Genomic DNA, 18,651 nt, shown 5'->3' with positions numbered 1-18,651 from the left:
TGACGGGGCGAGACGCCGAAGCCGTTTCACCATCCAGAACGCACTTCGCGATGTGGTACCGGCAGGATGGTCGGGCAACCGAGGGGCGTCAAGAGGGTGGACGTGAATTGGCTGCTCCGTTGCGTTTCGACTGCGTAACCGGCCCGACGAAGGGTTGACAACACGCGCCGTGACCCCGACGCTCCCATTTCGGTTGGTGAAACCCGTACCGGATTGCGTGATCGAAGTGGGGTGTGTCCATGGTGTCGGTCAGCCCGGTCGACGCGGCGCCCGCCGCGACCGTGCCAGCGGCGCCGCGCCGCAGGTCGCGAGCCCGTCCGCTGCTGTTGCTCGCGCTACCGGCGGTCGTCGTGCTCGCGGTCTTCTTCGTGGTGCCGGCGGCCCGGCTGGCCTGGCTCTCGGTGAGCGAACCCGCCCTCGGGTTCGGCAACTACACCGGGATGGCCTCGGACGGCGTGGTCGTCACGGTCGTGCTGCGGACGTTGGGGATGGCCGCCGTCGTCACGGTGCTGTGCGTGCTGTGCGCCTACCCCTACGCCTACCTGATGACGATCGTCGGGACCCGGTGGCGCGCGGTGCTCACGGCGCTGGTGCTGCTGCCCTTCTGGACGTCGCTGATGGCGCGCACCTTCGCGTGGGTCGTGCTGCTGCAGGACACCGGCCTGGTCAACGGGCTGCTCGCGGCCGTCGGGCTGGGTCCGGCGCGGCTGCTGGGCACCACGGCAGGCGTCAGCGTCGCGATGGCCCAGGTGATGCTGCCGTTCATGGTGCTGCCGGTGTACTCGGCGATGCGGGGCATCGACCAGCGCCTCGTCGACGCCGCGATGGGGCTGGGCGCCACCCCGGTCGCGGCCTTCCTGCGCGTCTACCTCCCGCTGTCGCTGCGCGGTGTGGCGGCGGGCGCGACGCTGGTGATGGTGCTGTCGCTCGGCTTCTACGTCACGCCGTCGCTCGTGGGCTCGCCGCAGCAGTCGATGCTCGCCCAGCTCATCGCGGTGCAGGTGAACCAGCTCGTGGACTTCGGCGCGGCCGGTGCGCTCGCCGTGACGCTGCTGGTCGTCACGCTCGTGCTGGTGGCGGGCGTGCAGCGGCTCACCCGCACCGGCGGCGCGCCGGTCGGCCTGGTCGGGGGTGCGGGATCGTGAGGTCGGTACGCCTGCGCCGGGCGCTAATGGCGGTGGGGGTCCTGATCGGGGCGTGGCTGCTCGTGCCGACCCTGATCGTCATCCCGATCAGCTTCTCCGGCGAGGACAGCTTCGCGTTCCCGCCGAGCTCGTGGAGCCTGCGCCACTACGCGACGTTCTTCACCGAGCCGAGCTGGCTCAACGCGCTGCTGGTCTCGATCCAGCTCGCCGTGATCGTCACGGTCGTCGCGACGGTGCTCGGCACGGCCGCCGCGTTCGCCCTCTCCCGCACCGCCTTCCGGGGCAAGGGCGCGGTGAACGGGCTGTTCCTGGCGCCGCTCATCGTGCCCGGCATCGTCGTGGCCATCGCCGTCTACGCCGCGTTCCTGCAGTGGGGCCTGATCGGCACCCCGACTGGCTTCATCCTCGCGCACACGGTGCTCGCGATCCCGTTCGTCACCGTGAACGTGGGCGCGGCGCTGGGCGGGTTCGACCGCACGCTCGAACGCGCGGCGGCCGGCCTCGGCGCCTCGTCGCTGGCCACGTTCCGCAGCATCACGCTGCCGATGATCATGCCGGGGGTGCTGTCCGGCGCGGTGTTCGCGTTCGTCACCTCGTTCGACGAGGTGGTGGTGTCGCTGTTCGTCCAGTCGCCGCAGCTGCAGACGCTGCCGGTGCGGATGTTCACCTCCGTGACCAACGAGGTGGACCCCACGATCGCCGCCGCGTCGACGGTGGTCATCACGGTCACCACCGCCCTGCTGGCCCTGGCCACCGCACTGAGGAGGAACCGCCGCAATGCCTGACACCACGTCCGGAGCCCGGATCGAGGTCGCGGGGCTCACGAAGGTCTTCCCGGGGGCGGCCGCGCCCGCGGTCGACGGCATCGACCTGGAGATCCGGCCCGGCGAGTTCATGACCCTGCTCGGGCCCAGCGGGTCGGGCAAGACGACGACGCTGAACATGATCGCCGGGTTCGAGTCGATCACCGCGGGCCGGATCGGGCTCGACGGCGCCGACATCGCCCAGCTGCCGGCCTACAAGCGCAACCTGGGCATGGTGTTCCAGAACTACGCGCTGTTCCCGCACATGACGGCGGCCGAGAACGTCGCCTTCCCGCTCAAGCAGCGCAAGGTCGGCAAGGGTGAGATCGCGCGGCGCGTCTCGGAGGCGCTCGAGCTGGTGCACCTGGGCGGGCACGGCGAGCGCCTGCCCTCGCAGCTGTCGGGCGGGCAGCAGCAGCGCGTGGCGCTGGCCAGGGCCGTCGTCTTCGAGCCCCGTGCGCTGCTGCTCGACGAGCCGCTCGGGGCGCTGGACAAGAAGCTGCGCGAGTCGCTGCAGCTGGAGATCTCGCGGCTGCACCGCGAGCTGGGCATCACGTTCGTCTTCGTCACCCACGACCAGGACGAGGCGCTGGCCCTGTCCGACCGGATCGCGGTGTTCCGCGACGGGCGCATCGAGCAGGCGGGCACGCCGGCGCAGCTGTACGAGACCCCGTCGTCCCGGTTCGTCGCGACGTTCCTCGGCGACTCCAACGTGTTCACCGGCCGGGTACACGACGGCCTGCTCGACACCGGGTGGTGCAGCCTGCGCGCGCCGGGTGGGCCGGAAGGCCAGGTGGCACTCGTCGTGCGCCCGGAGAACCTGCGCCTCGCCGTGCGCGGCGGGCCTGCGGCGGAAGGCAACATCCTGTCCGCCACCGTCACCGACGTCGTCTACCAGGGCGCGTTCCGGCGCGTGCTGGTGCGGTTCGACGGCGGCGGCAGCGGGCAGGTGCGCGACACCGCCGGGGTGAGCCGCTCGGTCGCCGTGGGAGAACGGGTCGAGGTGTGCTGGGCCGAGGACGCGGGCGTGCTCGTGCCGGACGGCGAGGAGACGCCGGCGGAGCAGCCGGTGGGTGCCCGGTGAACGACCTGGACGACGCTCGCCGCCAGGTCGCCGAGTGCGGCCGCCGGATGGTCGCGGACGGCCTGGTGCTGGGCACGGCCGGCAACGTCAGCGTGCGGGTGGGGGAGCTGGTGGCGGTCTCGCCGTCCGGCACGCCCTACGACCGCATCGAGCCGCAGGACGTGTCGGTGGTCGACCTCGCGGGGCAGCGGGTGGACGGGCCGCACGCGCCCTCGTCGGAGACCCCGATGCACCTCGCGGTCTACGCCACGACCGGGGCGGGTGCGATCGTGCACCACCACGGGCTGCACAGCGCCGCCGTGTCCACCGTGGTCGACGAGCTCCCGGCGCTGCACTACTACGTCCTGCAGCTGGGCGGGCCGGTGCGGGTGGCCGGCTACGCGACGTACGGCACCCCCGAGCTGGCCCGCTCCGTCCGGGCGGCCCTGGAGGGACGGACCGCGGCACTCATGCAGAACCACGGCGCGGTCGCGCACGGCGACACGCTCGAGGCCGCCTACGACCGGGCCCGGCTGGTGGAGTGGCTGTGCGCCCTGCACGTCACCGCGACCGGGATCGGCACCCCGCGCGTCCTGAGCGGGGAGGAGCTCGCCGCGGTCGCGCGGCGCCGGACGGAGGTCCCGGCATGAAGGTCGTCTGCCTCGGCGCGCACATCCTCGACGTGCTCGGACGCCCCGTCCCCGACATCCCGCCCGGGCAGGGACGCAGGGTCCTCGACGAGATCCGGATCACCGCGGCGGGCACCGCCGGTGGCACCGCGGTCGACCTGGCGAAGCTCGGGGCCGAGGTCGTGAGCATCGGCCCGGTCGGCGACGACACCACCGGCAGGCTGCTGCTCGACCTGCTCGCCGACCACGGCGTCGACGTGCGCCACATGGCGCACCGGCCCGGGCAGGCCACGCCGGCGACGATGCTGCCGATCCGGCCGAACGGCGAGCGGCCCGCGCTGCACGCGCCCGGCGCGATGGCCACGCTGACGGCGGCCGACGTCGACCTGCAGCTCGTCGCCGAGGCCGACGTGCTGCACGTCGGCGGCCCGGACGTCCTGGGCGACTTCACCCGTGACGCCCTGCCCGACCTCCTGCGCTTCGCCGCCGAGAACGGCACGGTCGTGAGCATGGACCTGCTCAGCATCGGGCGGCCCGAGCTCGTGGACGTGCTGGCGCCGTCGTGGGCGCACACCGGTTTCCTGCTCCCCAACGACGACCAGATCCGCGGCGTCACCGGCCGCGACGACCTCGTCGAGGCCGCGGGGGTGGCGCGCGCGTGCGGCGTCGGCACCGTCGTCGTCACGACCGGCGCGCAGGGAAGCCTGCTCGTGACCGAGGACGGCGCCGAACGGATTCCCGCGTTCGACATCCCGGTCGTGGACACGACCGGCTGCGGGGACGCCTTCACCGCGGGCTTCCTCGTGGGTTTCGGGGCGGGCCGGTCCCTGCCCGACGCGGCCCGGCTCGGTACCGCCGCCGCTGCGCTGGTGGCCCAGGGCCTCGGCTCCGACGCGGGCATCGTCGACCTCCCGTCGACCCTCGCGTTCGGCGCCGAGCGCTCACCCGGAGTCGCGTAGCGTGATCGAGCGGTGGACGGAAGTGGGGCGCTGATGGCCGAGAGGGCCGCCGGTACGGGTGAGCCCGTCCGGGTTCTGGTGAAGGCGATGGCGGTGCTGGAGCTGCTGGCCGAGGCCCCGGACGAGCTGAGCCTGGGCGACATCGCCGCGCGCCTCGAGCTGAACAAGAGCACCTGCCACCGGATCCTCACCACGCTGGCCGCAGGTGACTTCGTCGAGCGACCCTCGCCGGGCACCTACCGGCTGGGCATCGGCGCGTTCCGCGTCGGCAGCGCGATGGCACGTCGGCTCACCGTCCGCGAGCGGGCGCTGCCCGCCATGCGCGAGCTGTACCGCCACTCCGGCGAGACGGTGTTCCTGCTGGTCCTGCGCGGTGACGAGGCGGTGTGCGTGGAGCGCCTCGACGGGCGCTACGCATCCACGCACACGCTGCGCGTGGGCGGCACCCTGCCGCTGCACCTGGGTGCCGGGCCGCGGCTGCTGCTGTCCGCCCTGCCCGACGAGCAGGTGGAGGGCTACCTCGCGGGCCCGCTGCAGCGGCGGACCTCACCGACTCAGGCCACGGCCGAGCAGCTGCGCGAGGAGGTCCGGCGGATCCGCGCCGACGGCTACGCCACCAGCCGCGACGACGTCGAGCTCGGCGTCAAGGCGCTGAGCGTGCCGGTCCGGGACCACACCGGGGCCACGGTCGGGGCCCTGAGCCTGAGCGGCCTCACCGCCCACCTGCCCGACTCCGAGCAGGAGCACCAGCTCACGCTGCTGCGCACGGCGGGCGACGAGGCGTCGCGGGCGTTGGGGCTGCGCGCTGCGGGATGAGTGCGATGGCGGGTCGCTACTAGGCTCCCGGCGTGGCCGAGACGCGACCGCAGTTGTCCGCCGCCGAGCAGCGGGTGCTGGGTGCGCTGTTGGAGAAGCAGCGCACGGTCCCGGCGAGCTACCCGCTCACCCTCAGCTCGTTGCGCACCGCGTGCAACCAGGCGAGCAGCCGTGAGCCGGTCACCGACTACGACGACCCGTTGCTGCAGGCGACGCTCAAGGACCTCAGGGACCGCGAGCTGGTCCGCCCGGTGTGGACCGGCGCGGGATCCCGGGTCGTGAAGTTCCACCAGCGGCTCGAGGAGCACCTCGGGATCGGTGAGCCCGAACTGGCGGTGCTGACCGTGTTGTTGCTGCGTGGGCCGCAGGCCTCCGGCGAGCTGCGGACCCGGACCGCGCGGCTGCATCCCTTCGAGGACCGCGCCGAGGTGGAGGCCGCGCTCCGCGGGCTCGCCGAACTGTCGGAGCCCGTGGTCGTCGAGTTGGAACGCAGGCCGGGTCAGCAGGACCGCCGGTGGCGTCATCTGCTCGGCGCGCCGCCGGACGCGACACCGCCGCCCGCGCCGGTCGACCGGGACATCGTCATCGCTGCGGGCACCGAGGCCCGCAACGCCCGTGTGCTCGCCGGGTACGACGCCGCTGCGGCGGGCTACGCGCGGGAACTGTCGGCCGAGCTGGCGCAGAAACCGTTCGACTGCTGGTTGCTCGACCGCATCGCCGGCGACGCGAGCGGTGGTCCGGTCGCTGACGTCGGTACCGGACCGGGGCACGTTGCTGCCCGGCTCGCGGCATCCGGGGCCTCGGTGGTCGGCGTCGACCTGTCGCCTGCGATGATCGACGAGGCCAGGAACTCGTTCCCGGATCTGGAGTTCGAGGTCGGTGACCTGACGAACCTGCTGCGCCCGCGCGCCGCTGCGGGATGGTCGGCCATCACCGCGTGGTACGCGTTCGTGCACATGGCCACCTCCGAGCTGCCGGCCGTGATCGCAGGGCTCACCCGCGTGCTGATCCCCGGCGGACGGTTGGCGTTCGCCTTGCACGCGGGTGAGGAGGTGCGCCAGGTCGACGAGCTCTTCGGTGTCCCCGTCGACCTGGAATTCGTGCTGCACAACGCTTCCGAGGTGGTCGACGCCGTCGCCGCCGCCGGGCTGGTGGACATCGAGTGGTACCTGCGTTCCCCACTTCGCGACGTCGAGACGCCCACCGAACGCCTCTACGTCGTCGCGTGCCGACCCCTCTGACCGACGCCTCGCCCCGCAACCAGCGGCGGCTACGGCGCGACATAGACAGGGAATTAGCAAAGTGACATAGTCCCTTTGTGCTGGATGTGGGCCTTGTCAAGGCGTTGGCCAACACCAACCGACTCCTGGTTTTGGACTGGCTGCGCGACCCGCGAGCGCACTTCCCGCCCCAGCGCGACGGCGACCTCGTCCGAGAGGGGGTCTGTGCGCTGTACATCGCCGAGAAGCTCGGAGTGAGCCAGCCGACCTGTGGAGAGCATCTGAAGGTGCTCAGCCAGGCCGGGTTGGTCCGCGGTAAGAAGATCAAGCAGTGGGTGTTCTACCGGCGTGACGAGGAGCGGATCGCGCAGGTGAAGGAGATGATGAGCGGTGACTGGTAAGGCTCCCCGGCTCGATCGGGTCGGTGCTGCCGAGCACCGGGTCTCGGCCCAGGACATCGCCGACACCTACGACCTCATCGGCTCGCACCTTCGGCGCACCCCGCTGCTCGAGGTCGGCCTCGACGAGCTGGATCCCGCGTGCTCGCCCCGATCAGTGGTGCTCAAGCTCGAACAACTCCAGGTCGCGGGGTCGTTCAAGGTACGTGGCGCGTTCGCGAACCTGATGCTCCGTGACCTTCCCGAGGCCGGAGTCGTCGCTGCCTCTGGCGGCAACCACGGGGTTGCGGTTGCCTACGCCGCCCAGCGCCTCGGCGTGCGGGCCTCGGTGTTCGTGCCCACTGTCTCCGCCCCGGAGAAGATCGCGCGGATCCGCGCGCTGGGTGCCGAGCTGGTCGTGGGCGGTGAGCGCTACGCCGACGCGCTGGCCGCGGCCGAAGCGCACCAGTCGGCGTCGGGCGCCCTCGGGGTCCACGCATTCGATCAGCGCGAGACGGTGCTGGGCCAAGGGACGCTGGCCGTCGAGCTCGACCGGCAGCTGCCCGCGGTCGACACCGTGCTGGTACCGGTCGGCGGTGGTGGCCTCATCGCCGGGATCGCGGCCTGGTACGGCGACGCGGTGCGGGTCGTCGGTGTCGAACCCGACGAAGCGCCGACCTTGACCCGGGCCCGCGCGGCTGGGCGCCCCACCGACGCACCCGCCGGGAGCGTCGCCTCCGACGCGCTGGCCCCTCGCCGGGTCGGCGAGCTCGTCTTCCCGATCACCCAACGCTTCGTCGACGACGTCGTTCTGGTCGACGATGCCGCGATCATCCACGCTCAGGCCGCTCTGTGGCGAGCGGCACGCGTCGTCGCCGAACCTGCGGCGGCGGTCGGGGTGGCAGCCCTGCTCGGTGGTGCCTACACGCCGTCGCCCCACGAACGGGTGGCCGTGGTGATCAGCGGAGCGAACACCGCCCCGGCGGCACTCGAGGTCACCACGGCCGGATCCCGGAATGAGCCCCATGCCTGACCGGCGGCCCGACGTAGCGCGACCCGGATGAGCGCCGCGGCCGGTCGCCGCCCTCAGACGGCCCCCGGCGGGATCGTGGCGAGGACCGTCGCGAGCTCCTCGACGAGCCGGTCGGCGTGGCCGCGGGTGAACGGCAGCGGCGGCCGGATCTTCAGGCACGCGCCGTCGGATCCGGTGGAGCTGATGAGGATCCGCCGCTGTCGCATCCCGTCCACGACGGCCTGGGCCAGCGCGGTGCCGGGCGCGCCGTCCGCGCCGGCCAGCTCGACACCCAGGTACAAGCCCGCACCGCGGACCGCGCGGATGCGGTCGTCGCCCAGTTGCCGCAGCCCGCTCGCGAGGTGGGCGCCCACGTCACGGGCGTTGCCCGGCAGATCCTCGTCGCGCAACACGTCCAGGACCGCGTCGGCGGCGGCGATGCTCACGGAGTTGCCGCCGAAGGTGTTGAAGTAGCGGGCAGCGGTGGCGAACGGCGCGAGCACCTCGTCGCGGGCCATCATCGCGGCGATCGGCTGGCCGTTGCCCATCGGCTTGCCCGTGACCGCGAGGTCGGGCGTCAGGCCGTGGCGCTCGAAGCCCCAGAAGGTGCTCCCGGTCCGGCCGAAGCCCGGCTGCACCTCGTCGGCGACGACGAGCCCGCCTGCGCGGCGGACCGCTGCGGCCGCGGGTTCGAGGAACCCCGCCGGATCGGGGATCACACCGTCGCTCGCCAGGATCGTGTCGACGATCAGGCAGGAGACGCCGAACCCGTGTCGTTGCAGGTCCGCGGCCGCGGCGGCCACCGCGGAGCCGAACGCGGCACCCGGGTCGGTGGCGTCGGACGGCGGAGGGGCGACGGTGCGCACGTGCGCCCCGAGCGGCACGCCGGGACCCAGCGACGGCGAGATCTCGGCGGATCTCGCGGTCGTGCCGTGGTAGGCGTTCGCGGTGACGATGATCCCGGTGTGGCCGGTCGCGGCGGCCGCGACGCGCAGCGCCAGGTCCACCGCCTCGCTCCCCGAACACGTGAACATGACCTTGTCGAGCGCGTCGGGCAGAGTGGCGAGCAGCCGCTCGGCGTAGGAGACGAGGGGCTCGCTCGCGTAGCGGGTGTGGGTGTTCAGGGTGGCCGCCTGCGTGGCGACCGCTGCGACGACGTGCGGATGGCAGTGGCCGACCGACGGCACGTTGTTGTAGGCGTCGAGGTAGGCGTTGCCGTCGAGGTCGTAGAGGTACACCCCCTCGCCGCGCGCGAACTGGACGGGCTCGGAGTAGAACAGCCGGTAGGCCGGGCCCAGCGCGCGTGCCCGTCGCTCGACGACGGTGCGCGTCCGGTCCGGCAGGGAGCCCGTGCGTGCCGGATCGAATCCGTTGACCATCCCCCCGGCGCTCATGGGGCTGCTCCCTCGGCACGGAGCGCGAGGAGCTCGTCGCCGAGCGCGTCAGGGGAATGCTCCTGCATGTCCGTCAGCTGGCCCCAGGTCCGTGCGACGTCGCGGAGGATGTAGTCCCGGTTCTCGGGGAAGCGCGCCGCCCGCCACTCGCTGATGGCCAGGCGCGCGACCATCCGCGTCATCATCAGGTCGGGGAGCATCCGCAGCTCCTCCTCGGTGAGCGCGGTGACGGACTCGTAGCCCCGCACGAGGTCGGCGACCGCGGCGAGCGGGCGGGCACCGGTACCGGCGATGTGCGTGGCGGCGATGGCGACGTCGTTGACGAGCTGCGTCTCGGCCATGTCCCCGAAGTCCAGCACCCCGCTGACCCGGGTGCCCTCGACGAGGATGTTGTCGCCGTTGAAGTCGTTGTGGACCCACTGGCGGCGCTGATGCGCGAGCCGGGGGGCCAGCTCCCGGTCGTAGCGGTCGAGGAAGGCTTCGAGCTGTCGACGCCGCTCGGGGCGGTCGATCTCGCCGACCATGGAGCGGAGTTCCGACGCTCGGGCGAGGTCCCAGAGCAGCCGCGGGTGGGACCCGGGCGCGGGTCCGAAGCTGCGCAACGCGCGCGCCACCCGCGCCAGCGTCATGCCGAGAACCTCGCGCAGAGCCGCCGACGGGGTGGCCTCCCGCAGCGGTGTGCCGGCGCAGAAGGTCGTCATGCGCAGGGCCCGGCCGGCCGCGGTGCCGCCGGTCGCCCGTGGCGCGAGGGCGCCGTCGGTGGCCGGGACCAGGCGGGCGATCGGAAGCCCGGGATCCGTGCGGGCGACGTGGTCGAGCACCTCGGTCTGAGCCGTGGTCACCGCCGCGACCTCCGCCGGGTGCACGACCTTCAGCACCAACCGGCGGCCGTCGATCGTGGTCAGCGCGAAGTTGTCATCCCGTTCCCCCGCCAGCGGGTACGCCCGCACGGACAGGCCGTAGTGGTGTGCGGCGAGATCCTCGGCGGCAGCGAGGCTGATCGGCGGCGCGGCCTCCAGCAGCGATGCGGTGCCCGTGCCGGTCGGCCGATCGAGCATCGTCCCTCCTTCCGGGGATCCCCCTCAGCCTCGCCCGCGGGCCGATGCTCGTGCCATCGTGTTCTGCACGAAACGCAGCGGTGACATTCGTGCAGGAAACGGATCGTGATCAGAGCAGGTTCGAGGCCGCGCACGCGAGGTAGAGGCTCGCCAACGTGCTCGGGCGGCGGATCGGGGCTCCCAGCACGCCGGCGGCGCGCTCCAGCCGGTAGCGGAACGAGTTCGGGTGCAGGTGCAGGCGCTGAGCCGCGGCGGCGACGTCCTGGTCGCAGCGGAGGAACTCGACCACGGCGTCGAGGAGCAGCGGTTGCTCGACGAGGGGGGCGAGGAAGTCGTCGACGGCGTCGTCGCCGAGCACATCCCGGATCTGCTCGGCCGCCAGAGCCGCGGGGGGCAGCCCCGCGAAGTCGAGCGCACCGAGGCGGGGGGCGGACCCGGGCCGCGCGTGGTGGTGCTCGGACCGGAGCATGCGCAGGGCGAACTGCGCCTGTCGCACCGAGGCCGGCAGGTCCTGCGGGGCGACCGGCCCCCCGATCCCGGCCGGGACGCCGAAGCGCTCGGTGAGGGCGAGCGCGACCTCGGACGAGCACTGCACCGCCGCCACGAGGGTGTCGTGCTCCACGGCCCACGCGTGGGGGATCCCGGCGGCGCGCAGGACCCGTGCCAGGTCGTCGGGTCGGTGCGCCGCGAGATCGAGATCGTCGGCCACGATGGCTCGGATCGGATCGCTGGTGGTGAACCCCAGCTCACGCAGCACGGCCATGCTCGGAGAGCCGACGAGGGCGTTCAGATCACCGGCACCGGTTCGCGGCCGGCGCGCCGGCTGCCGCAGCAGGTGAGCCATCAGGTGCTGGCCCAGTGCCTCGAGGTTGTCGGTGCTGCGCCGGCGGGCGAGTGCGGCGACCGCGATCAGCATGGCCGCGGCCTCGGCCGCGGCCAGGACGTAGCGGTGCCCGTCGGTCCTCGAAGGCAGGTGCACGACGAGCCAGCCCGTGAGGCGGGCGCCCACCCGGCAGGGCACGGCGAGCACGTCCTCGCCGTGCACGCGCAGGTGCGTGCTGCCCTGGTCGGACACCCCGTTGACCACCGAGCTCAGCTCGACCGCGCCGCCGTCCTCCGGGTCGACGGGTGAGCCCTGAACGTCGACGTGGTCGACCGACAGCCCCAGCATCTGGCGCAGGGTCACCACGATCCTCGTCTCCGGCACGAGCGAGGGGGGCATCGGCCCGTCGAACCCGGTGAGGAGGTAGTCGGTCAGCGCGATGGCGCGTTGCAGCAGCACGTCGTCGGTGCCGAGCACCAGCCGGTGGACGTGGGTCATCACGTGCCGCACCGGGACGTGGTAGGGCACGTCGAACAGCGGGAGCCCCAACGTCGCCGCCTCGTCCAGCAGGGCAGGTGGCACGGCCTTGGTCTTGATCCCGGTGCAGTACCCCAGCGCGGACGCGTTCATCGTCACGAGGTCGCGCACCAACTGCCGCTGCCGGGCGGGGTCGCGGTACATCTCGACCCCGCTCGTCATCATGATCCACTCTTCTTCGAGCCAGATCTGCGGATCGAGGATCTCGCTGAAATGGGCGCCCCGGACGATGGTGGTGGTTGCGTTGCCGCCACCGCAGACCAGCTTGAGCTCGAGCTCGGGCGGAGCGAGCACGTCCGCCAGGGTGACGACCTCGTTCATCACCATGCTCGGTGGATCATCCGGCGTGTCGTCGTGCATCGCCCGACTGTAGGAACCCTCCTTCTGGGAATCAACGAAATCTCCGGTGCCGCGACTGGGCTAGCGTCGATCGCCACACGCACCGAGGGAGCTGCAATGTTCACCATCTCCGTCGACACGGGCGGTACTTTCACCGACGTCGTGGTGGCAGATGCCGAGGGCGGGATCTGGCTGGCGAAGGCGCTGACCGCCGGGGACCGCGCCTACAGCGCGATCGACAGCGCACTGCAGGACATCGGAACCCGGCTCGGGATCAGCCCGCGCGAGCTGCTCGCGCGAACCGGCAGGTTCAACTACGGGACCACCCGCTCGACGAACGCGGTGGTCGAGGGCGCCACGGCCCGCACGGCGTTCTTCACCACGGCGGGGTTCCCGGACATCCTGCTCCTGCGCGAGGGCGGGAAGCCCGATCCCTTCCGGCCGATGCCCTACGGGCGGCCCTACGTCCCGCGGCATCTCACCTTCGAGATCGAGGAGCGTATCGACTCCGACGGGTCGGTGTACCGGCCGCTCGACGAGGACTCCGTCGTCCGGGCCATCGAGTCGGCACGGGCGCAGCGCGTCGAGGCCGTTGCGGTGTGCCTGCTGTGGTCGGTGGCGAACGCGGCGCACGAGCGGCGCGTCGGCGAGCTGCTCGCCACGCACGCCCCGGAGCTGGCGGTCACCCTGTCCCACCAGCTCAACCCCACGATCCGGGAGTACCGGCGGGCGTCGGCCACCGCCCTGGACGCCTCGCTGAAGCCGCTCATGCAGGCGTACCTGCGCACCCTGGAGACGGACCTGCGCGACGCCGGGCTCGCGGGCGACCTGTTCATCTCGACCTCGTACGGCGGATCGTGGCGGGTGCCGGAGATCGTCGACAAGCCCATCTACTCGATCGGCTCCGGGCCGTCGATGGCGCCGGTGGCAGCGGTGCACTACGCCGATGCCGATCTGCCCGGCGGCGCCGCCGCGCACGACCTGCTGGTGACCGACACCGGCGGCACGACGTTCGACGTCGGCCTCGTGCGCGGGGGCGAGATACAGCAGACCGGGGAGACCTGGCTCGGCGGCAGGTGGGTCGGAGCCATCACCGGGATCCGGGCGGTCGACGTCAAGAGCATCGGTGCCGGCGGCGGGTCGATCGCGTGGATCGACTCGGGAGGGCTGTTGCGGGTGGGTCCGCGCAGTGCCGGATCCTCGCCCGGCCCGGCGTGCTACGGCCGCGGTGGCACCGAGCCCACGGTGACCGACGCGGCGCTGCTGCTGGGCTACCTCTCCGGCGAGAACTTCCTCGGGGGCCGGCTCCCGATCGACAAGGGGGAGGCCCGGACGGCCTACGCGGCGCTCGCCGCGCAGCTGGACATGTCGGTCGAGGAGGCGGCGCACGCCGCGCTCACGATCGCCACCGACAACATCGTCACCGCGGTGCGGGAAGCGACGATCGCCCAGGGCGTCGACCCGCGCGAGGTCACGATCGTCGCGGGCGGGGGCGCGGCCGGCGTGAACGTCGGCCGGATCGCCGCGGAGCTGGGCACGCGCACCGTGCTCCTGCCGAGCACCGCGGGCGCGATGAGCGCCTGCGGGGCGTTGTTCTCCGACGTCGTCTCGGAGTTCACCACCGTGGACTTCACCGCGACCGCATCGCTGGACGCGGCGCGGGCCGCCGAGGCGCTCGCCACGGTCCGCGCCGGTGCGCAGCGGTTCCTCGACGGGCTCGCCGACGGCACCACGAAGGAGCAGCAGATCGACTTCTCGGTCGAGGCGCGCTACCCCCAGCAGGTGTGGGAACTGACGGTCCCCCTGCCCGAGGGCCGGCTGACGTCGGCGGACACGCCGGCGCTGCACGAGGACTTCCACCGGGTGCACGAGCGCATGTTCGGGGTGCGGGAGCCGGGCCAGACGCTCGAGGTGGTGGCGTGGAAGGCGCGTGCGACCGCCGTGCTGGAGAAACCGACCGTGATCGTCGATCCGGCCGGCAGGCGGGAGAGCGCCACCCCCGAGCGGGTGTCGCAGGCCTTCTTCGGCGGTACCGGCTGGGTCGACGTCGCGATCCACCGCGGTGATCGGCTCCCCATCGGCGCCGAGATCGCCGGGCCGGCCGTCATCCAGGAACCGACGACCACGATCGTCGCGTACCCGGGTCAGCGGATCCGCGTGACCGCGGGTGGCAACTACCTCCTCGAGACCGGGAGCTGAGGGCGAGATGACGACGACGTTCGACCCCGTCCAGCTGGCCGTGCTGTCGAACCGCCTGGACAGCATCGTGCGGGAGATGGAGAACACCCTCCTGCGGTCGGGCCGCTCCGCGGTCCTGAACATGGCGCGGGACTTCTCCTGCAGCATCATCACCGGCGACAACCGGCTGCTGTCCACGGCGGAAGGGCTGCCGGTGCACGTCATCGGCACCGAGCGGCTCGGCGTGGCGATGACCGACCTGCACGACGACATCGCCGACGGCGACGCCTACCTGCACAACGACCCGTACCTCGGGAACACCCACGCCGCCGACCACACGATCCTGGTCCCGGTCTTCGTCGACGGCCGGCACATGTTCACGACCGCGGCGAAGGCGCACCAGGCCGACATCGGCAACTCGTCCCCGACGACCTACACCCCGTACGCGCGCGACGTGTACGAGGAGGGTGCGTTGATCTTCCCGGCGGTGCGGATCCAACGCGACCGCGAGGACGTCGGCGACATCATCCGCATGTGCCGGCGTCGTATCCGGGTGCCCGACCAGTGGTACGGCGACTACCTCGCGATGGTCGGGGCGGCGCGGATCGGGGAGATGCGGCTCAAGGAGCTGTGCGACCGCTACGGGGTCGACACGGTCGCGGCGTTCATCGAGGAGTGGTTCGACTACTCCGAGCGGAAGATGTGCGCCGCGATCGGGGAGCTCGCCGAGGGGACCGCGACCGGCACGGGCTGCCACGACCCGCTCGACCCCGTGCTCCCCGACGGCATCCCGGTACGCGTCACCATCTCGGTCAAGCCCGCGGAGCAGCGCATCGAGCTCGATCTGCGCGACAACGTCGACTGCGTCGACGCGGGGCTCAACGAGTCGGAGACCTGCTCGGTCAACAACGTGATGACCGGCATCCTCAACGGGCTGGATCCCGACGTTCCGCGCAACGCGGGCAGCTTCCGGCGCATCACCGTGCACCTGCGCGACGGGTCCGTGGTCGGGGTCCCGCGCTTTCCGCACTCGACCTCGGTGGCCACCACGAACGTCGGTGAGCGCCTCGTGATGACCACCCAGAAGACCTTCGCCGACCACTGGGAAGGGGTCGGCTACGCGGAGGGCTCGTGCAGCATCGGGCCGGGCTTCGCGGTGGTGTCGGGCACCGACACGCGGGGCGCGACCCCGACGCCGTTCATCAACCAGGTCTTCATCGGTTCCCAGGGCGGTCCGGCCAACACCGAGTTCGACGGGTGGCTGACCTACGGCAACTCGGTGACCAACGGGCTGATGTTCCGCGACAGCGTCGAGGTCGACGAGCAGAAGTACCCGATGCGGATCGAGGAGCTGCGTGTGCGCACCGACTCCGAGGGCGCCGGCCGCCGCCGCGGGGCGCCCGGCACGATCTGCACCTACGGCACCAAGGAAGAGCGGATGACCGCGTTCTACGCGGTCGACGGCATGGTCAACCCGCCACGGGGCGCACGGGGTGGCGGCTCGGCGGCCCCGTCGATCCCGTTCGTCCTCGAGGCCGACGGCACGGAGCGGCCCGCGCCGCCGATCGGCAGCGTCGAGCTCGGCGCGGGGCAGCTCCTGGGGCACCGGCTCAGCGGTGGCGGCGGGTACGGCAACCCGTTCGAGCGCGAACCCGAGCTCGTGCGGGAGGACGTGCTCGCCCGGTTCGTCAGCATCGAGCGCGCCCGCGACGTCTACGGCGTCGTGTTCGCGAACGCCGAGCTCACCGACGCACTCACCGTCGACCACGCGGCCACGGTCGCCCTCCGGAACAGCGTGATCGCATGAGCGGCGCGGCCGAGTCGGACTGGGCGGAGAACCGGGAGGACTACGCGCAGTCGAGCGTGCCCGTGCAGTACCGCACGTGGAGCACGGTCTCCCTGTTCGGCGTGATGTTCGGCATCACCACGGCGATGTTCTTCCTGTCCTGGGGCGGCACCCTGGTCCTCGCCTACGGCACGCAAGCCCTCGTCTGGGGCATGGTGATCGCGGGCGTCGCGATCGGCGCCCTGGCGTACGCGTGGTGCCGGAAGGCGTCGGCCACGGGTCTGGGCGCCGACCTGATGAGCCGCTCCTCCGGGTTCGGCTACTTCGGGTCGGCGGTCACGTCGCTGATCTACACGCTGACGTTCCTCATGTTCTTCGCGTTCGAGGGCGCGATCATGGCGAACGCGATCCACGCCCAGTGGGAGTGGATCCCGATCTGGGTCGTCTACCTCGGCACCGGGCTGCTGATCATTCCGATGACCTGGTTCGGCATGCGGCTGATGAACATCATCATGTGGGTCACGCTGCCGGTCTACTTCGTGTTCCTGGCAATCACGATCGTGCAGGCGGCGAACCAGCCCGTCGAGGTGGACTTCTGGTCCTATATGCCCGCCGAGACGACCAACCCGGCGGCGGGGCCGCCGCTGCTGCAGGTGCTCGCCGGTGCCCTCGCCGTGGTGTCGCAGGTGACCATCTCGGCGGACATGGGGCGCTTCATCCCGCCGCGGCGGCGCACGTCCGGGGCCGTCATCGTCGGGTTCGCCTCGCAGATCCTCACCTTCACCGGGTGCGGAATCCTCGGCGGCTGGCTCACCCTGCGGTTCGGCGAGAGCGACCCCGGTGTCTACCTCCCGGCGATCATGGGCGCGTGGGGCGTGCTGTTCGTGGTGATCACGCAGATCCGGATCAACGTGACCAACGCCTACTCGGGCTCGATCATCTACAGCACCCTGTTCACCCGGCTCTTCGGTTTCAGCCCCGGCCGGCACTGGTGGGTGGTGCTCACCACCGTCCTGGGGACGGCACTGATGTTCGGCGGCATCTACAACAGCCTCAACCAGGTCCTCACCTTCGAGGCCGTCTTCATCATCGCGTGGGTCATGGCGGTGGTCGCCGACATGTTCGTGGTCAAGCGCTGGTTGAAGATCGTCCCGGACGTCTCGCCCCACGAACGGTCGCAGCTGCGCGACTACAACCCCGTGGGGCTGGTCTCCGTCGGTGTCGCGCTGCTCGTCGCGGTGCCGATGGCCTTCGGCGTCGCGGGCCCGCTCGGGGTCTCCCTCGCGCCGTTCGTCTCGGGCGCGGTCGCCTTCGTCCTGGTTCCCGTCGTGGCGCTGGCCACCAAGGGGCGCTACTACGCGCCCGCCGTCCCCGCCGGGGATGCGGCCGCCGGCAGGGACGACGCGGCGGTGACCTCGTGACGAGCCGGGGCGTGATCCGGTACAGCGAGCACGACGTGGACACCACCTCGCCGCTCGCCGGTGGATGCGCCTGGATCGACGGGGAGTACGTCCCCGCAGCCCAGGCCCGGATCAGCGTCTTCGACGCCGGCTTCGCCCACTCCGACCTGACCTACACCGCGGTGTCGGTGTGGCACGGCGGGATATTCCGGCTGGGGGAGCACGTCGAGCGGCTCGTCGCCGGGGCACGGAAGCTGCGCATCGAGAGCCCGCTCGCCGCCGAGGAGATCGAGGCGATCGCGCTGCGCTGCACCGCGCTGTCGCAGCTGCGGGAGGCGTTCGTCTGGATCGGGGTGACGCGGGGGCTCGGCCCCACACCGGGGGACCGGATGTCGCCCGCGATGGCGCCGAGGGTCTACGCCTACGCCATCCCATACCTGTGGGTCTTCCCGCTGGAGGCCCAGCTCGACGGGGCGAGCGCGGTGGTCGCCCGGCACGTTCGCCGCTCCGGCCGCGGGACCGTGGACCCGACCGTCAAGAACCTGCAATGGGGCGACCTCACGAAGGCCACGCTGGAGGCACGGGAGCGCGGGGCGATGCAGCCGATACTGCTCGACTCGGACAACTGCCTGGCCGAGGGCGCGGGGTTCAACGTGCTCGTCGTGAAGAACGGGACGATCGCGACTCCGGTGCGCAACTGCCTGCCGGGGATCACCCGGCGGACGGCGATCGAGATCGCCGCTCGACGAGGCGTACCCGTCGAGGAGCGGGACGTGAGCTCCGAGGAGCTCTACGCGTCGGACGAGATCTTCGCGACCACGACGGCCGGTGGCGTGACGCCCATCGTGGAGCTCGACGGCGCCCCCGTCGGAACGGGGCGACCGGGCCCGATCACCACGGCGATCCGAGACCGGTTCTGGCAGCTCGTGGCCGAGCCGTCCGCCCTCGTCCGCAAGATCGACTACTGAGCGGGCTCCGACCATGTGGTGGTGAGTCGCACGTGACGCTCTCGCGCCATGATCGCCGGGAGTAGCGGGGGAGTCCGTCTCTCTTGCGCCACTTTCGCCGATCGAGTCCGCCCCTCACGTTCCGCGGAACGCCCTTTTCATGAT

16 protein-coding genes are annotated in these 18,651 nt (G+C 71.9%); 13 read left to right on the top strand and 3 right to left on the bottom strand.

The window, feature by feature from the left end:
* Positions 1-239: 239 nt before the first annotated feature.
* The 9 genes from CFP66_RS35720 to CFP66_RS35680 all read left to right on the top strand — a co-directional run bounded on the left by CFP66_RS35720 (position 240) and on the right by CFP66_RS35680 (position 8,045).
* Positions 240-1,145, top strand: coding sequence for an ABC transporter permease (locus tag CFP66_RS35720; protein WP_094929756.1), 906 nt, complete (start codon positions 240-242; stop codon positions 1,143-1,145).
* Complete coding sequence (locus tag CFP66_RS35715; RefSeq protein ID WP_233159985.1) at positions 1,142-1,930, top strand: ABC transporter permease; 789 nt, start codon at positions 1,142-1,144, stop codon at positions 1,928-1,930. The genes CFP66_RS35720 and CFP66_RS35715 overlap by 4 nt, the downstream gene beginning before the upstream one ends.
* Positions 1,923-3,032, top strand: a complete 1,110-nt coding sequence (locus CFP66_RS35710) for an ABC transporter ATP-binding protein (protein WP_094929754.1) — start codon at positions 1,923-1,925, stop codon at positions 3,030-3,032. Before CFP66_RS35715 ends, CFP66_RS35710 begins: the two co-directional genes overlap by 8 nt.
* Positions 3,029-3,661 (top strand): class II aldolase/adducin family protein, encoded by a 633-nt coding sequence (locus tag CFP66_RS35705; RefSeq protein ID WP_094929753.1) that lies wholly within the window; start codon positions 3,029-3,031, stop codon positions 3,659-3,661. The genes CFP66_RS35710 and CFP66_RS35705 overlap by 4 nt, the downstream gene beginning before the upstream one ends.
* Complete coding sequence (locus CFP66_RS35700; protein ID WP_094929752.1) at positions 3,658-4,599, top strand: carbohydrate kinase family protein; 942 nt, start codon at positions 3,658-3,660, stop codon at positions 4,597-4,599. The genes CFP66_RS35705 and CFP66_RS35700 overlap by 4 nt, the downstream gene beginning before the upstream one ends.
* A 33-nt stretch (positions 4,600-4,632) precedes the next feature.
* Positions 4,633-5,415 (top strand): IclR family transcriptional regulator, encoded by a 783-nt coding sequence (locus CFP66_RS35695; RefSeq protein ID WP_094929751.1) that lies wholly within the window; start codon positions 4,633-4,635, stop codon positions 5,413-5,415.
* 32 nt (positions 5,416-5,447) lie between these two features.
* The gene (locus tag CFP66_RS35690; protein ID WP_198961888.1) at positions 5,448-6,656 is read left to right on the top strand and encodes a DUF480 domain-containing protein; all 1,209 of its coding nucleotides are present in this window, start codon (positions 5,448-5,450) and stop codon (positions 6,654-6,656) included.
* Between the two features lie 77 nt (positions 6,657-6,733).
* Positions 6,734-7,036 carry a helix-turn-helix transcriptional regulator gene (locus tag CFP66_RS35685; protein WP_233159984.1) on the top strand — a complete coding sequence of 101 codons (303 nt, stop codon included), beginning with the start codon at positions 6,734-6,736 and terminating at the stop codon, positions 7,034-7,036.
* The gene (locus CFP66_RS35680; protein ID WP_094929749.1) at positions 7,026-8,045 is read left to right on the top strand and encodes a serine/threonine dehydratase; all 1,020 of its coding nucleotides are present in this window, start codon (positions 7,026-7,028) and stop codon (positions 8,043-8,045) included. Before CFP66_RS35685 ends, CFP66_RS35680 begins: the two co-directional genes overlap by 11 nt.
* Positions 8,046-8,098: 53 nt before the next feature.
* On the opposite strand, the gene CFP66_RS35675 is transcribed toward CFP66_RS35680, so the two are convergent.
* From CFP66_RS35675 to CFP66_RS35665, 3 genes are all read right to left on the bottom strand, one after another.
* Positions 8,099-9,418 carry an aspartate aminotransferase family protein gene (locus CFP66_RS35675; RefSeq protein ID WP_233159983.1) on the bottom strand — a complete coding sequence of 440 codons (1,320 nt, stop codon included), beginning with the start codon at positions 9,416-9,418 and terminating at the stop codon, positions 8,099-8,101.
* On the bottom strand, positions 9,415-10,476 hold the full coding sequence (locus tag CFP66_RS35670; protein WP_094929748.1) for a phosphotransferase: 1,062 nt from the start codon (positions 10,474-10,476) through the stop codon (positions 9,415-9,417). The genes CFP66_RS35675 and CFP66_RS35670 overlap by 4 nt, the downstream gene beginning before the upstream one ends.
* A gap of 109 nt (positions 10,477-10,585) precedes the next feature.
* Positions 10,586-12,196 (bottom strand): PucR family transcriptional regulator ligand-binding domain-containing protein, encoded by a 1,611-nt coding sequence (locus tag CFP66_RS35665; protein WP_094929747.1) that lies wholly within the window; start codon positions 12,194-12,196, stop codon positions 10,586-10,588.
* Between the two features lie 96 nt (positions 12,197-12,292).
* Here CFP66_RS35665 and CFP66_RS35660 point away from each other — a divergent pair, with 96 nt between their 5' ends.
* The 4 genes from CFP66_RS35660 to CFP66_RS35645 are packed head-to-tail and all read left to right on the top strand — an operon-like array spanning position 12,293 to position 18,507.
* Positions 12,293-14,374: a hydantoinase/oxoprolinase family protein gene (locus CFP66_RS35660; protein WP_094929746.1), complete on the top strand. Its 2,082-nt coding sequence runs from the start codon at positions 12,293-12,295 to the stop codon at positions 14,372-14,374.
* Between the two features lie 7 nt (positions 14,375-14,381).
* Complete coding sequence (locus tag CFP66_RS35655; RefSeq protein ID WP_094929745.1) at positions 14,382-16,160, top strand: hydantoinase B/oxoprolinase family protein; 1,779 nt, start codon at positions 14,382-14,384, stop codon at positions 16,158-16,160.
* Positions 16,157-17,560 carry a cytosine permease gene (locus CFP66_RS35650; RefSeq protein ID WP_198961887.1) on the top strand — a complete coding sequence of 468 codons (1,404 nt, stop codon included), beginning with the start codon at positions 16,157-16,159 and terminating at the stop codon, positions 17,558-17,560. The genes CFP66_RS35655 and CFP66_RS35650 overlap by 4 nt, the downstream gene beginning before the upstream one ends.
* An 11-nt stretch (positions 17,561-17,571) precedes the next feature.
* The gene (locus CFP66_RS35645; protein WP_158228331.1) at positions 17,572-18,507 is read left to right on the top strand and encodes an aminotransferase class IV; all 936 of its coding nucleotides are present in this window, start codon (positions 17,572-17,574) and stop codon (positions 18,505-18,507) included.
* Positions 18,508-18,651 lie beyond the last annotated feature (144 nt).

Source organism: Pseudonocardia sp. MH-G8, assembly GCF_002262885.1.
GTDB lineage: Bacteria > Actinomycetota > Actinomycetes > Mycobacteriales > Pseudonocardiaceae > Pseudonocardia.
The sequence above is the reverse complement of the archived record's forward strand: the minus strand, read 5'-3'. Positions and strand labels throughout refer to the sequence as shown.